A 14,758-nucleotide genomic window follows, 5' to 3' on the forward strand; every position below is an offset into this window, starting at 1 on the left:
GGCGCTCGCCGAGGATGAAGTCAAATCGCCGGCTGGCAATCTCGTGGAAGGACTGTCCGTCATCCGAGACGGTCCGTATAACGGGCAACGGTCTATAACGGCCACCATTACTGCAAAAGCGGGCAGCGAGGCGCGCGGAAGACGCGCCTGGCGGTCCGTCCCGCAGCCCTCACAGGCAATGACGGCAAACAAAAGTGCCGTTTGCCGCTAACATGTCGGCGCCACGTAACCCGTACTTGTCCAGATTTCAACCGCGCGCCCCATGTTGACCGCCGTCTCGACCGCCGTGTCGCTGAAACACGTTCTTGAACACCCTGGCGATTTCTCCGGATGGCTTTGCCTGCCGCCGATGCCATGGACGCCCGACACCGAGGGCGAATTTATCGAGGACAGGAAGCAGGCCGAAGCCGACGTCGCGGCACCGCAACCCCGCTGGCGCATCACATTGAACAGCACGACGATCGAGCAGATCGTGATCAACGCACACGACCAAGTCGACGAACCGAGCGTGGTGCAATTGTTCGATGCGTTCGTGTTCTACGTCGACAACGACGACTTCATTCTGCTCTGACGAAGCGCGCCGGGCGGCACAGTAAAAAAGGACCGCCGAGCGGTCCTCAACAGCGCTGGAAGAAGCGCAGCCTCAGGGCAACGAAATCGTCAAATTCGCCGACTCCGGCCCGACCTTGATCACCTGCGAATACGGCGCCAGCGCCTGCAGCGTCTTGTCTTTCAGATACGTATTCAGCCCCAGATACCCGAGCAGCGCGACGAGCGCGAACACCGCGCCGATCGCCCACACCGGCACCTCGCGCTTCAACCGATGCGCGATCTGATCGGGCAGCGGCCAATGCGGCGCGAACGGCGCGCGCTTGCCTTTCATGTGCGCGATTTCGTCGCCGAGCCGCGCAGTCAGATAAGCAAGCTTCTCCGGCCCTTCGAGCAGATACTTGCCGCGGAATCCGAGGAGCAGGCACATATGGAACACCTCGAGCGACTGCAGCCGGGCTGCGCCCTGCGCGCGGCACTCCTCGAGATACTGGAAGAACTTCTCGCCCGCGAGTTGCTCGCCGAACAGCACGAGCTGCAGCGGCCGGCGCTCCCAGTCCGCGCGGATCTTGAACTGCGACGACAGCACCATCTCGTCGACGGCCGCGCAGTATGCGAACTTCGCGGCATATACGTCCTCGGCCGCGATGTTCAGCTTCTTCGCGCCGCGCTCGAAATCCGACAGAAATTCCTGGATCCGCGTGCTGAACTCGCTCGCGCTGGCCGGCTCGCGGCCGTTCTTCAGCAGGAACAGCATGAAGAAGCCGTCGTACAGCAGGTCGAGCAGCGACCGCGCCTGAAACGCGGCGTCGGTCGACGCGGGGGTATGCAGCGAGGCCGGCGCGTTGTCGCCGAACAGGGAAGGCGCGTAGCTCATGATGTGACCGCGATCAGTTCGAATTTCAGGTCGTTGATGCCAGTCGGCGCATAGATCATCGCGGACTGGGCCTGCAGCATGCGCTCATACAGCGCACCGCGCGAATCGAGCGCGAAGTAGCACGCGCCCGGTCGTACCGGAATCGCCGGCGGCACCTGCGGCGTATACGACAGCCGCACGCCCGGCATCGCGGACAGCACGAGCTTGTCGACGTCGTCGGGCGCGCCGACCTTGAAGCGGGCCGGCACTGCATCGACGAGTTCGACGCTCGGCATGTCGGCGGACACGGCGAGATAGAACTCCGTCTTGTCGTCGATCTTGCCCGAATCGAGGCGGCCGAGATGGAACGACGGACGCACCTCGTCGAGCGTGATCGCGAAGTAGCGCGTCGAGATCACGGTGTCGAGCAGCTCGCGCAGCATCACGTCGAGACGCGCGAAGCCGGGGCCCGGATCGTCGTGGCGATACACGGGCAGATCGGCGAGCGTATAGCCTTTCGAGAACGTCATCAGCTGGCCGGCGAGGCGCAGCAGCTCCTGGAACAGCCGCTCCGGATGCAGCGCCGCGTGCTGATGCAGATGCGCGAGCGTCGCGAACGCGGCATTCGCGGTGTGCAGCAGCCAGAACGACGCGATGTCGCCGGAACGGAACTCGATGATGTTCTTCGACGGCTCGCGGTGGAAACCGTACAGCGCATTGACCTTCGCCTGCAGCGCGTCGATCAGCTGGCGCAGCCGCTGATGCAGGATCGGCGACGCGTCGATCGCGAGACACGGCGGCACGAAGCTGTCGTCGAGCTCGAAGCCGGACGTCGCGGTGCGGCGCACGCGCACGAGCGGTATCGACAGCAACTGATCGCGCGGCTCGCTGTGCGCGATCAGCTTGACCTGCGTCTTCAGGAACGTGATGTCGGCTTCGGCCGCGTCGGTGAAGTGGTCGGCGACGCTCGTCTGCTCGCTGACGAAACGCGTCGTGAACCCGGCGGACGGGTCGTCGCTGTAGTTGGTGCCGTTCTCGCGCAACGGATGCAGCGCCAGATAGAACACGAATTCATTGATGCCCTCGGGCAGCGTGTCGAGTGCGACCGGCGGCGGCGGATCGTCGGCCTGCGGCGCGGCGTAAAGCGCGCCGTCCGGAAACACGAGCGCGAGTTCGGCGACGCGCAGCACGTTGCTGCCGAGCGCGTCGCGGTCGATCCGCACCGAGCGCACGCCCCAGTTGTACGGCTGGATCGCCTGGATCGATTCGAACAGGCGGGCCTCGTGGTAGGCGTCCTGCCGCTGAAAGTGTTGAGGCCGGAGGAACAGCCCTTCCCCCCACAGCACCTTGGCCGAATAACTCATGTCAAATCCGGTTAATGTGGCGTTGCGACGTAATCGATTCGTTCCTGCCCGAATTAAGCGTCAATTTGTTAACTCTTGTTAATTGACATTCGTGCGTCATGTTTAACCGCACGTGACCGACGAAAGCAAATTCAGCGGTTGCGAAGGCGCACCTTGCTGCGGTGCGATCACGGTGCCGTTCGTGACCGTCATCGCGCAATTATGCAGGCCGATGATTATGCCGGATTTCTCCGACTTCGCCGGATCGAACGTCAATTTCCATCGCTGGATCGCCGGATCGCGGAACAGTGCGACGACGCCGAATGCCTGCGCCTCGCGCGATACTTTTTCGGTCGCGTTATAGCGCTGGCCCGGAATCAGCGTGATTTCGCGCACGTTCAGCAAGTCGGCGCCGAGCGTGGCCTTTTCCTTGGTCGGATCGGTAAATGCGTCGAACGGCGCCTGCTGGAACGACGTCGGATCTTTCAGTGCATAAAGCCTCACGACGAGCGCGAGCGGCTTGTTGTCGTTGGCCGCATTCAGGTTCGGCGCCGCGGCGAGCGTCAGGCCGATGTTGCGCGGCGGCTTCTGCGCGTCCGGCACGTCGGGCTTGCCGACGCCGGCGGCCTGCATCACCGCGCTCGCGGCCGAGCCGAGCAGCGGGGCGGCCGCGCATCCGGCCAGGAGCGCGCAGGCAATCAGCGGCAGCGCATAGCGAATCATGGGCGATCTCATCATGTTTCCGGCGTGCCGCCTTTACTCCGCTGTCAAAACTGTCGGGTATTTCTGCGTTTTTCGCATATGCCCGGCTTTCCATTGGTCGACCATTAACCGCGGACGCCCTCCGTCGAACGCCCGGAAAATTTTTCCGTTGCCCCGCGCGCGGCGTGCCGCGCAAGTAAAACTTGCGCGTTCCGGACGAGCGAAATGCAACCGCGAAGCTGCGGCGAGAGCCGATTCGAGGGGGTAGCGCCCGGATTTAAAAGGAATTACTCTGCACGCGGCGATTGAATAATGAAAAATTGATCGGTACTATACCCGCGCGCTTCTTGCAAAGCAAAAGAACCACTTTCCGAACGATTTTAATACTCACGCGCCGGTGGATATAACGATGAAAGACCGTCTCTTCGCAAAACTGTCTGGGGTAGTGCTGGCTTGCGGCGTGATTGCCGGCTGTGCGAGCCAGCCGTCCGCGCCGCCGAGCGCCGAAGCATTCAACAAGTCGCTGGCCGATGCCGACGCGGTTGCAAAGTCGGGCGATCAGGACAAGGCACTCGGCCTGTACCAGCAGCTCGCGAAGTCCGATCCGACGCGCGAAGAGCCGTGGTCGCGCATCGCGCAGATCCAGTTTGCCCAGAACCACTATGGCCAGGCGATCGTCGCCGCGCAGGAAGCACTGCAGCGCGACGCCACCGACCGCCAGGCGAAGAGCGTGCTCGCGGTCGCGGGCCTGCGTATCGCGACGCAGTCGCTCGGCGAACTGCGCCAGGACGCATCGCTCGCGGGCGATGCGAAGTCCGACGCGCAGGCGCTCGCGAAGCAGCTGCGCGAAACGCTCGGCGAGTCGGCGCTGTTCCCGCCCGAGCAGCGCGTCGCGAAGCCGCGGCCGCCGCGCCGCGCCGTGCATCGTCCGAAGGGCGGTGCTGCACCGGCCGCCGACGCGCCGACGGCGGCAGCCACTACGCCGACGCCGGCTGCCGCGCCGCAGAAGGGCGGCGCCGATCCTTTCAGCGCGCTTCGCTGAGCGGGCCGACCAACTACAACCAACCTGGGAGCCGTCGATGGCCAAGAAAGAAAGCATTCAGAAAAGCTTGCAGAAAATACGGCCGCCGCGCGTCCAGCTGACCTACGAGGTCGAGAAGGGCGATGCGATCGAGGTGAAGGAGCTGCCGTTCGTCGTCGGGGTCATCGGCGATCTGGCGGGCCAGTCGGAGGTCGAGCAGCCGAAGCTGCGCGATCGCAAGTTCGTCAACATCGACCGCGACAACTTCGACGACGTGATGAAGGCGATCGAGCCGCGCGCCGCGTTCCAGGTGGAGAACCGCCTGAGCCCGGAAGGCGGCAAGTTCGCGGTCGATCTGAAGTTCCGCTCGCTGTCGGATTTCACGCCGGACCAGGTCGTCGAGCAGGTCGAGCCGCTGCGCCGCCTGCTCGAGGCGCGCTCGAAGCTCGCCGACCTGCGCAACAAGCTCGCGGGCAACGACAAGCTCGAGGATCTGCTGTCGGAGGTGCTGAAGAACACGCAGCAGCTGCAGGCGCTCGCGAAGGGCACGGGCAGCGACAAAGACGGCGAATGACGACGGAGTGTTGAGATGAACCAGCAAACGGCTGCGGCCCAAGCGAGCGGCGCGGAATACGCCGCCGGGACTTCGCTGCTCGACGAGATCGTCGAGAAGAGCAAGGTCGCGAAATCCGATTCCGAGCATGCGCGCGCGAAGGACCTGATCGGCGAACTCGTGCATCAGGTGCTCGACGGCACGGTGATCGTGTCGGACAATCTGTCGGCGACGATCGACGCGCGCGTCGCGGAGCTCGACCGCCTGATTTCGTCGCAGCTCTCCGCGGTGATGCACGCGCCGGAATTCCAGCGTCTCGAAAGCACGTGGCGCGGCCTGGACTATCTGGTCAAGGAAAGCAACACGGGCCAGACGATCAAGATCAAGGCGCTGCACGCACCGAAGCGCGACCTCGTGCGCGACTTCAAGGGGGCGAGCGAGTTCGATCAGAGCGCGCTGTTCAAGAAAGTCTACGAAGAGGAATTCGGCACGTTCGGCGGCTCGCCGTTCGGCGCGCTGATCGGCGACTACGAGATCTCGCGCCAGCCGGAAGACATGTATTTCATCGAGCAGATGTCGCGCGTCGCGGCGGCCGCGCATGCGCCGTTCATCGCGTCGGCGTCGCCGGAGCTGCTCGGCCTCGAATCGTTCGCCGATCTCGGCAAGCCGCGCGATCTCGGCAAGGTGTTCGACACGGTCGAATACGCGAAGTGGAAGTCGTTCCGCGATTCCGAGGATTCGCGCTACGTCGGCCTCACGCTGCCGCGCTTCCTTGGCCGCCTGCCGTTCAATCCGAAGGACGGCCAGACCGCCGAGCGCTTCAACTTCGTCGAGGACGTCGACGGCACCGACCACGACAAGTACCTGTGGTGCAACGCCGCATGGGCGTTCGCGGCACGGCTGACGGCCGCGTTCGACGACTTCGGCTGGTGCGCGGCGATCCGCGGCGTCGAAGGCGGCGGCTTGGTCGAAGATCTGCCGACCCACACGTTCAAGACCGACGACGGCGAGATCGCGCTGAAGTGCCCGACCGAGATCGCGATCACCGATCGCCGCGAGAAGGAGCTGAGCGACCTCGGCTTCATCCCGCTCGTCCATTGCAAGAACTCAGATTACGCCGCGTTCTTCGCTGCGCAATCGGTGCAGAAACCGAAGAAATACAGCACCGACAGCGCGAACGCGAATGCCGTTCTGTCCGCTCAGCTGCAGTACATCTTCTCGGTATCGCGCGTCGCGCATTACCTGAAGGCGATGATGCGCGACAAGATCGGCAGCTTCGCATCGGCGCAGAACGTGGAGACCTTCCTCAACCGGTGGATTTCGCAGTACGTCCTGCTCGACGACAACGCGACGCAGGAGCAAAAGGCGCAATTCCCGCTGCGCGAGGCATCCATACAAGTGTCGGAGATTCCGGGCAAGCCGGGCTCGTACCGTTCGGTCGCGTTCCTGCGTCCGCACTTCCAGCTCGACGAACTCTCGATTTCTCTGCGACTTGTCGCTGATCTGCCCAAACCGGCAAATTCATAAGCGAGTAGATCGCCCGGGCGGGCCGCCTGGGTAGGACGTTAAAACCACCTCTTTGGGGAGTCGAAGGGCCATGCTAGACCTGTATCTGAAATTCGGAAATCCCGCCATCAAGGGCGAATCCGCGGACAAGGACCACTCGGGCTGGATCGAAGTGAAGTCCTGGGATCACTCGATCGTTCAGCCGCGTTCAGCGACCGCGTCGACGTCGGGCGGCCTGACCGCCGAGCGTTGCGAGCACGGCGACATGGTGTTCACGAAGGAAATCGATTCGTCGAGCCCGCTGCTGTATCAGCACACGTCGGGCGGCACGACGTTCGATGAAGTCACGATCGACTTCATGCGTTCGGACGGCGAAGGCCAGCGCGTCAAGTATCTCGAGGTCAAGCTCAAGTACGTGATCATTTCGAGCATCGCGCCGAGCGTGCGCAAGGAAGGCCTGCCGGTCGAAACCTTCTCGCTGAAGTATGCGGCCGTGCAGTGGAAGCAGACGCAGCAGAAGATCGGCGGCAACCAGGGCGGCAACACGCAGGGCGCGTGGAGCCTGACGAAGAACGACAAGACCTACGCGGTCTAAGGTCGGCTGCGGCAACGGGACGCGCTGCGTCCCGTTGCCGTTTTCGCTTCGCGTACCGGCCGATGAAACGTTTCGAACCGAGTTTTCTCGACAAGCTGTTCGACGACGAACCGCATCTGCCGGCCTCGGCAGCGATGCGGCAATTGTCGCTGGACGAGCTGAAGAACACGGTCGCCCGCGACGTCGAGGCGATCCTCAATACCCGTGTCGCGCACACCGAGGAAGATCTGGCCGAACTGCCCGAATGCCAGAAATCGGTGCTGACGTACGGGCTGAACGATTTCGCGGGGCTCAGCCTCGCGAGTCACTACGACCGCGCATTCATCTGCAAGTCGATCCAGCAGGCCATCGCGCGCCACGAGCCGCGGCTGCAGCAGGTGCAGGTGACGTTCGAGCTGAACGAGCAGTCGACCAACGCGCTCTACTTCGCGATTCAGGCGCTGCTCGTCGTGCATCCGGCCGAGGAGCCGGTCAGTTTCGACGCGATGCTGCAGCCGTCGACGCTGCAGTATTCGGTCACGCGCGCACGCGCGGCGCGAATGCCGTAAATCGAGCCGCCGAGCGGGCCGGACCGCGCGGTGGAGGATCAGGGTCCGGCAGGAAACATTGAGGTTCGGGGTCGTCGATGGAAGAATTGCTGCCGTATTACGAGCGCGAATTATCGTTTTTGCGGCGCTATTCGCGGGATTTCGCCGAACGCTATCCGAAGATCGCGGCGCGGCTCGCGCTGTCCGGCGAGCATTGCGAGGATCCGCACGTCGAGCGGATGATCGAATCGTTCGCGCTGCTCGGCGCACGCATCAACAAGAAGCTCGACGACGACTACCCGGAATTCACCGAAGCGCTGCTCGAAGTGCTGTATCCGCACTACCTGCGGCCGTTTCCGTCGTGCTCGATCGCGCAGTTCACGCCCGCGTCGCCGGGCCAGCAGACGGAGCCCGTCGTGATCGAGCGCGGCACCGAGCTGAAGAGCCGGCCGATCCGCGGCGTGCAGTGCCGCTTCCGCACCGCGTACGACGTGACGCTCGCGCCGATCCGCATCTCGGAGGCGCGCTACACGCCGGTCGCGCTCGCGCCGAGTGCGACGGTGCTGCCGTCGAACGCGACCGGCGTGATCTCGATCACGTTCGAATCGCTCGCCGCGCAGCTCGATCTCGGCGCGCTGAAGCTGTCGACGTTGCGCGCGCATCTGCACGGCGAGCAGTCGTTCGTCGCCGCGCTGACCGACTGCCTGTTCATCAACGTGCTCGGCGCGTACGTCGAGCCGGAGCGCAACGGCCGCTGGACCGCGCTGCGTCAGCTGCCGATCGCGCACGCCGGTTTCGACGAACACGACGCGCTGATCGACTATCCGGCGAAGTCGCACCCCGCGTACCGGCTGCTGACCGAATACTTCGCGTTTCCCGACAAGTTCGATTTCGTCGATTTCGATCTCGCAGCGATCGCGCGCGCGTCGGGCCGCTGCCAGCGCGCGACGCTGCATCTCGTGCTGCACGACGTGCGCAGCGATTCGCACGTCGCGCGGCTGCTCGAGCTGCTGAGCGCGAGCCATTTCCGGCTGTTCTGCACGCCGGTCGTCAACCTGTTCCAGCAGCACGGCGAGCCGATCCGCATCACGCATCGCGCGGTGTCCTACCCGGTGATCGCCGAAGCGCGGCGTGCGTTCGCGTACGAGGTGTACTCGATCGATTCGGTGAAGCTCGTCCGGCAGCAGGCGCACGAGGAATCGGTGATCGAGTTTCGGCCGTTCTATTCGCTGCATCACGGCGAATCGGCGCGGATCGGCCATTACTGGTTCGCGCGGCGCAACGACTGGGTCGCGCAGAAGAGTCCCGGCTACGAAACGGAGATCTCGATCGTCGACATCGACTTCGAGCCGACGTCGCCGCAGACCGACACGCTGAGCATCGATCTGACCTGCACGAACCGCGACCTGCCGGCGCTGCTCGCATTCGGTCTCGAAGGCGGCGATCTGTTTCAGGAAGGCGGCGCGCAGACGAGCGGCATCGCGCTGCTGCGCCGTCCGACGCAGAGCGTGCGCTTCGAGCGCGGGCGTTCCGCGCACTGGCGGCTCGTGTCGCACCTCGCGCTCAATCACGTGTCGCTGGTCGCGCACGGGCTTGCGCCGCTGAAGGAAATGCTGACGCTGTACGATCTGCGACGCACGGCCGTGTCGACGCGCCAGATCGACGGGCTCGTCGGCATCGAGCAGCGCGGCGCCGTGCAGTGGCTACCCGGCAAGCCGTTCGCGACGTTCGTGCGCGGCATCGAGGTGCGCGTGACGATCGACGAGGAACACTTCGTCGGCGCGAGCCTCGCATCGTTCGTGCGCGTGCTCGACAGCTTCTTCGGGCTGTACGTGCATCTCAACAGTTTCGTTCAATTGGTCGTCGTGTCGAAGCGCACCGGCGAGGAGATCATTCGATGCAAGCCCCGCACCGGCGAATCGATCCTGGCGTAGTCGACACGCTGCTCGACGAACCGCACCGCTTCGAGTTCTTCCAGGCGGTGCGCGTGCTCGAGGGGCTGTTCGCGCGGCAGGCGGCCGATGCGCCGGGCGCGTGGCGGCAGGGCGACGTCGTCGCGCAGCGCATCGAGTTCCGCAATACGTTGTCGCTCGGGTTTCCGCCGAGCGAGATCGAACGCGCGCGCTCGTTCGGCGACGACGGCGCGCCGCTCGAATCCGGCGAGCAGCGCGAAGCCGCGGTCGCGACCGGCCAGCTCGGCCGCGTCGAACTCACGCCCGCTTTCTTCGGTCTGCTCGGCGCGCAGGGCGCGTTGCCGCTGCACTACACCGAGCAGATCGTCGCGCGCGAGCATCTGAAGCGCGACCACGCGGCGCGCGCGTTCTTCGACGTGTTCTCGAACCGCGCGACCGCGCTGTTCTATGCGGCGTGGAAGAAATACCGTCTGCCGTTTCACTACGAGCTCGATCGGGACGAGCGCTATCTGCCGCTGCTGCTCGCGATCGCCGGCGTGCCGAGCGACGAAGTGCGCGACAGCCTCGCGGCCGGCCCGGGCGGCGTGCTCGACGAAGCCGTCGCCGGGTATGCGCTCGCGGCGCGGCATCGGCCGATGTCGGCCGCGTATCTGCAACGCACGCTGTCCGACTATTTCCGCGTGCCGGTGAAGATCGACCAGTTCGTCGGCAAGTGGTACGACGTGCCGCCCGATCAGCTGAGCGTGCTCGGCGAGGTCAACGCGGTGCTCGGCGCGACCGCGCTGGTCGGCGAACGCGTATGGCAGCGCGACATGCGCGCGCGGATCGTCGTCGGCCCGTTGTCCAAGCGCGACTACGAAGCGTTCCTGCCCGGCGGCGCGCACGCGATCGCGCTCGAGCGGATGCTCACGCTGCTGGCCGGCGTCACGCTCGAATACGAGGTGAAGCTCGTGCTCAAGCGCACCGAGGTCGGCGCGAGCGTGCTCGGCGCGGGCTCGCGGCTCGGCTGGGATGCGTTCCTCTGCACGCGCGACGCGACCGAAGACCGCTCCGACGCGCGCTACGAACTGCACGTGATTCACTGATTCCGAACGACAACAAACACGCAAACGAACCTGAGACCGACGCCATGAGCACGCCTCTGAAGACCCTGATCACGAAACTGAACCCGCTGTGCCGGCACGCGGCCGAGCGCGCGGCGAGCGCGTGCCTTGCGCGCGGCCATTACGAGGTCGATCTGGAGCACCTGTTCCTCGCGTTGCTCGAAGAGCCGGCGGGCGACCTGCCGCTCGCATTGCGCGCGAGCCGCATCGACGTGCACGCGCTGCGCGCCGATCTCGAGCGCGAGCTGACGCGGCTGAAGACCGGCAACACGCGCACGCCCGTGTTCTCCGTGCATCTGATCGCGCTGTTCGAGCAGGCGTGGCTGATCGCGTCGCTCGACTCGCATCTCGGCCGCATCCGTTCGGGGCACCTGCTGCTCGCGCTGCTGACGGCGCCCGATCTCGCGCAGTTCGCGCAGCGGATGTCCGCGCAGTTCGCGGAAGTAAACGTGACGGACCTGAAGCACAAGTTCGACGAGGTCACCGCCGGATCGAGCGAGGTCGAGCCGCGCGACGCCGATACGGACGACGAACGCGTTGCCGCGGCCGCGAGCGGCGCGGCGGCGTCCGGGCCGTCGAAGACGCCCGCGCTCGACACGTACACGACGAACCTCACGCAGCGCGCGCGCGACGGCAAGATCGATCCGGTGATCGGCCGCGAAGCCGAAATCCGGCAGGCGATCGACATCCTGATGCGCCGCCGGCAGAACAACCCGATCATGACCGGCGAGGCGGGCGTCGGCAAAACCGCGGTCGTCGAAGGGCTCGCGCTGCGGATCGCCGCCGACGACGTGCCGCCGCCGTTGCGCGGCGTCGCGCTGCACGTGCTCGACATGGGGCTGCTGCAGGCCGGCGCGAGCGTGAAGGGCGAGTTCGAGAACCGTCTGAAGAGCGTGATCGACGAGGTCAAGAAGAGCCCGCATCCGATCATCCTGTTCATCGACGAAGCGCACACGATCATCGGCGCGGGCGGCCAGGCCGGCCAGAACGATGCGGCGAACCTGCTGAAGCCGGCGCTCGCGCGCGGCGAGCTGCGCACGATCGCCGCGACGACGTGGAGCGAATACAAGAAGTATTTCGAAAAGGATGCGGCGCTCGCGCGGCGCTTCCAGGTCGTGAAGATCGAGGAGCCGAGCGAACCGCTCGCGGCCGCGATGCTGCGCGGCATGGCCGGGCTGATGGAGAAGCACTTCAACGTGCGGATCCTCGACGATGCGATCACGGAAGCCGTGCGCCTGTCGCATCGCTACATCAGCGGCCGCCAGTTGCCGGACAAGGCGATCAGCGTGCTCGACACCGCGTGCGCGAAAGTTGCGCTCGCACACAGTGCGACGCCGGCCACGATCGACGACACGAAGAAGCGCATCGAGCGGATCGACGCGGAGATCGCGTCGCTCGAGCGCGACGCGGCGAGCGGCGCGGCGCACGACGAGCGGCTCGCCGAGCTGCGCGGCGCGCGCGCAACGGCGCTCGAGCAGCTGGCGAAGGACGAAGCGCGCTACGCGGACGAACGCGCGATCGTCGCCGAGATCACCGAGCTGCGCGCGGCGCTGGACGATGCGCGCGGCCCGACCTCGAACGGCGAGCCGGTCGACGTGCAGGCGACGCGCGACAAGCTCGCCGAACGCGTTGCCGCGCTGCACGCGCTGCAGCGCGGCGAACCGATGGTGCCGCTGCAGGTCGACGGTCACGTGGTGGCCGAGATCGTCGCCGCGTGGACCGGTATCCCGCTCGGCCGAATGGTGAAAGACGAGATCGACACCGTGCTGAACCTGAAGCCGCTGCTCGCCGCGCGCGTGATCGGCCAGGACCATGCGCTCGAAGCGATCGCGCAGCGCGTGCGCACCGCGTCCGCGAACCTCGAGGATCCGAACAAGCCGCGCGGCGTGTTCATGTTCGTCGGGCCGTCCGGCGTCGGCAAGACCGAGACTGCGCTCGCGCTGGCCGACATCCTGTACGGCGGCGAGCGCAAGATGGTCACGATCAACATGAGCGAGTACCAGGAAGCGCACAGCGTGTCCGGTCTGAAGGGTTCGCCGCCCGGCTACGTCGGCTATGGCGAAGGCGGCGTGCTGACCGAGGCCGTGCGCCGCAATCCGTATTCGGTCGTGCTGCTCGACGAGGTCGAAAAGGCGCATCCCGACGTGCTCGAGATGTTCTTCCAGGTGTTCGACAAGGGCACGATGGACGATGCCGAAGGGCGCGAGATCGACTTCCGCAACACGCTGATCATCCTGACGTCGAACGTCGGATCGGCCGCGGTGATGCAGGCGTGCCTGAACAAGACGGCCGACGAGCTGCCCGATCCGGACGCGCTGGCCGAAGCGCTGCGCCCGCAGTTGTACAAGGCATTCAAGCCCGCGTTCCTCGGCCGGATGAAGGTCGTGCCGTACTACCCGATTTCCGACGACGTGCTCGCCGAGATCATCGAACTGAAGCTCGACCGGATCCGCCGCCGGATCGATGCGAACCACAAGGCCGCGTTCGAGTGGGACGAATCGCTCGTCGACGCCGTGCTCGCACGCTGCACCGAAGTCGATTCGGGCGCGCGCAACGTCGACCACATCCTGAACGGCACGCTGCTGCCGGAGATCGCCGGCCACGTGCTCGGCCGGATCGCCGAAGGCTCGGCCATCGCGCGCATCGCGGTGCGCGCGGACGACGCCGGCGAGTTCGTCTACACGGTCGAATGAGCGCCGGCCGACACCTGATGCAACAACGGATTCACTGAACCATGCCGATCAATCTTCCCGAGCTGCTGACGCCGATCAGCGATGCGTCGCCGAGCGGCGACGACCTGCTGTTCTCGACCGAATTCGACGCGATCCAGGAGGCGCGGCGCTACGATGATCCGACGCTCGACCAGGGCGAATGGGTGACCGAGATCAAGGAGGCCGACTGGGGCTTCGTCGTCGATCACGCGAGCGCGCTGTTGCGTACGCGCACCAAGGATCTGCGGCTCGGCGTGTGGCTGACCGAAGCGCTCGCGCTCGAGGACGGCATCACCGGGCTGACCGAAGGTTATGCGCTGCTCGAGGGGCTGTGCCGCGAGTACTGGGACACCGTGCATCCGCTGCCCGAAGGCGACGACGTCGAGTATCGGCTCGGCAACGTCGCGTGGCTCGCCGGCCGCACGGCCGAGCTGCTGCGCGGAATACCGATGACCGACGGCGCGGCCGGCGCGTTCACGACGCTCGACTGGGAAGTCGCGCAGCACGTCGCGCAGGCCGTGAAGCGCGACCCCGAGCATGCGGACGACATTGCGCGCGGCAAACCTTCGGTCGAGCAGATCGATGCGTCGCGACGCGTGACGTCGATTGCGTTCTACACGACGCTGCTCGCGAACCTGAAGGCGTTCGAGTTTGCGCTGGACGCATTCGAGGAACGGCTCGTTGAGCGCGCCGGCAATTCGGCGCCGAGCTTCCGGCAGACGCGCGACGCGTTCGAGACCGTGTACCGGCTCGCCGAGCGTTTCGCGCGCGAGCAGGGTTATACGGGCAGCGCGCCGCATGCGCCGTCGGCGCCCGCAGCGCAGCCCGAGCGTGTCGAGCCGAGCTTCGGCGACGCGTTTCATCGCGACGCGTTTCATCAACAGGAGACCCATGTGCAGCCGCAGACCGCTCCGCGTCCGCCCGTGACGCCGATGATCGCCGGCATCCAGAACCGTGCGCAGGCCGTCGACCAGCTGCGTGCGGTCGCGCGGTACTTCCGCCAGACGGAGCCGCATAGCCCGGTCGCGTATCTCGCCGACAAGGCCGCCGAATGGGCCGACATGCCGCTGCACAAGTGGCTCGAGAGCGTCGTGAAGGACGACGGGTCGCTATCGCATATCCGCGAGCTGCTGGGGGTGAGGCCGGACGAGCAGTCGTGAGGGGCGACGCGTCGTCGGCGCCGACAGTGCGTCATCGTTGCGCCGACGATGAAGCGCGACACGCGACGAACGTCCGATGCCGGAGTCCATGCAATACGCTGCACCGAAACGCTTCCGCATCGTTCGACGCACGCGGCCTCGCGTTCGTCCGGGCGGCGGCCGGCCACATTGAGTGTCGCTGCGGAAGTTTGCCGTTGTTCTCGAACGTAGGTTGCGACG

Annotated in this window: 13 protein-coding genes; 10 read left to right on the plus strand and 3 right to left on the minus strand. The window is 65.6% G+C overall.

Going from position 1 to position 14,758, the window contains the following annotated elements; all coding sequences use genetic code 11:
- The first annotated feature begins 262 nt into the window (after positions 1 to 262).
- Positions 263 to 571, plus strand: a complete 309-nt coding sequence (locus tag BUB20358_RS10585; RefSeq protein WP_006765334.1) for a DUF7716 domain-containing protein — start codon at positions 263 to 265, stop codon at positions 569 to 571.
- A 72-nt stretch (positions 572 to 643) separates the two neighbouring features.
- On the opposite strand, the gene icmH is transcribed toward BUB20358_RS10585, so the two are convergent.
- The 3 genes from icmH to tssJ all read right to left on the minus strand — a co-directional run bounded on the left by icmH (position 644) and on the right by tssJ (position 3,483).
- Positions 644 to 1,426 carry a type IVB secretion system protein IcmH/DotU gene (gene icmH / locus BUB20358_RS10590; RefSeq protein WP_006765333.1) on the minus strand — a complete coding sequence of 261 codons (783 nt, stop codon included), beginning with the start codon at positions 1,424 to 1,426 and terminating at the stop codon, positions 644 to 646.
- Positions 1,423 to 2,769: a type VI secretion system baseplate subunit TssK gene (gene tssK, locus BUB20358_RS10595; protein ID WP_006765332.1), complete on the minus strand. Its 1,347-nt coding sequence runs from the start codon at positions 2,767 to 2,769 to the stop codon at positions 1,423 to 1,425. Before tssK ends, icmH begins: the two co-directional genes overlap by 4 nt.
- A gap of 102 nt (positions 2,770 to 2,871) precedes the next feature.
- Positions 2,872 to 3,483 (minus strand): type VI secretion system lipoprotein TssJ, encoded by a 612-nt coding sequence (gene tssJ, locus BUB20358_RS10600; protein ID WP_006765331.1) that lies wholly within the window; start codon positions 3,481 to 3,483, stop codon positions 2,872 to 2,874.
- A 376-nt stretch (positions 3,484 to 3,859) separates the two neighbouring features.
- On the opposite strand from tssJ, the gene BUB20358_RS10605 reads away from it, so the two are divergent.
- The 9 genes from BUB20358_RS10605 (at position 3,860) to tssA (ending at position 14,539) form a co-directional block, all read left to right on the plus strand.
- Positions 3,860 to 4,492 (plus strand): tetratricopeptide repeat protein, encoded by a 633-nt coding sequence (locus tag BUB20358_RS10605; protein WP_035973140.1) that lies wholly within the window; start codon positions 3,860 to 3,862, stop codon positions 4,490 to 4,492.
- 37 nt (positions 4,493 to 4,529) lie between these two features.
- Complete coding sequence (gene tssB / locus BUB20358_RS10610; RefSeq protein ID WP_006765329.1) at positions 4,530 to 5,045, plus strand: type VI secretion system contractile sheath small subunit; 516 nt, start codon at positions 4,530 to 4,532, stop codon at positions 5,043 to 5,045.
- 15 nt (positions 5,046 to 5,060) lie between these two features.
- A complete protein-coding gene (tssC, locus tag BUB20358_RS10615) occupies positions 5,061 to 6,551 on the plus strand; it encodes a type VI secretion system contractile sheath large subunit (protein WP_006765328.1) in 1,491 nt (496 codons plus the stop codon).
- A 70-nt stretch (positions 6,552 to 6,621) separates the two neighbouring features.
- Complete coding sequence (locus BUB20358_RS10620) at positions 6,622 to 7,125, plus strand: Hcp family type VI secretion system effector (protein WP_006765327.1); 504 nt, start codon at positions 6,622 to 6,624, stop codon at positions 7,123 to 7,125.
- Positions 7,126 to 7,187: 62 nt separating this feature from the next.
- Complete coding sequence (gene tssE / locus BUB20358_RS10625) at positions 7,188 to 7,673, plus strand: type VI secretion system baseplate subunit TssE (RefSeq protein WP_006765326.1); 486 nt, start codon at positions 7,188 to 7,190, stop codon at positions 7,671 to 7,673.
- A 77-nt stretch (positions 7,674 to 7,750) separates the two neighbouring features.
- A complete protein-coding gene (gene tssF / locus BUB20358_RS10630; RefSeq protein ID WP_006765325.1) occupies positions 7,751 to 9,586 on the plus strand; it encodes a type VI secretion system baseplate subunit TssF in 1,836 nt (611 codons plus the stop codon).
- Positions 9,550 to 10,650, plus strand: coding sequence for a type VI secretion system baseplate subunit TssG (gene tssG / locus BUB20358_RS10635; RefSeq protein WP_006765324.1), 1,101 nt, complete (start codon positions 9,550 to 9,552; stop codon positions 10,648 to 10,650). Before tssF ends, tssG begins: the two co-directional genes overlap by 37 nt.
- 44 nt (positions 10,651 to 10,694) lie before the next feature.
- Positions 10,695 to 13,361, plus strand: coding sequence for a type VI secretion system ATPase TssH (gene tssH, locus BUB20358_RS10640; protein ID WP_006765323.1), 2,667 nt, complete (start codon positions 10,695 to 10,697; stop codon positions 13,359 to 13,361).
- 41 nt (positions 13,362 to 13,402) lie between these two features.
- Complete coding sequence (gene tssA, locus BUB20358_RS10645; protein ID WP_006765322.1) at positions 13,403 to 14,539, plus strand: type VI secretion system protein TssA; 1,137 nt, start codon at positions 13,403 to 13,405, stop codon at positions 14,537 to 14,539.
- Positions 14,540 to 14,758 lie beyond the last annotated feature (219 nt).

Origin of the sequence: Burkholderia dolosa, from assembly GCF_902499135.1 — a bacterium.
Taxonomy (GTDB): Bacteria; Pseudomonadota; Gammaproteobacteria; order Burkholderiales; family Burkholderiaceae; genus Burkholderia; species Burkholderia dolosa.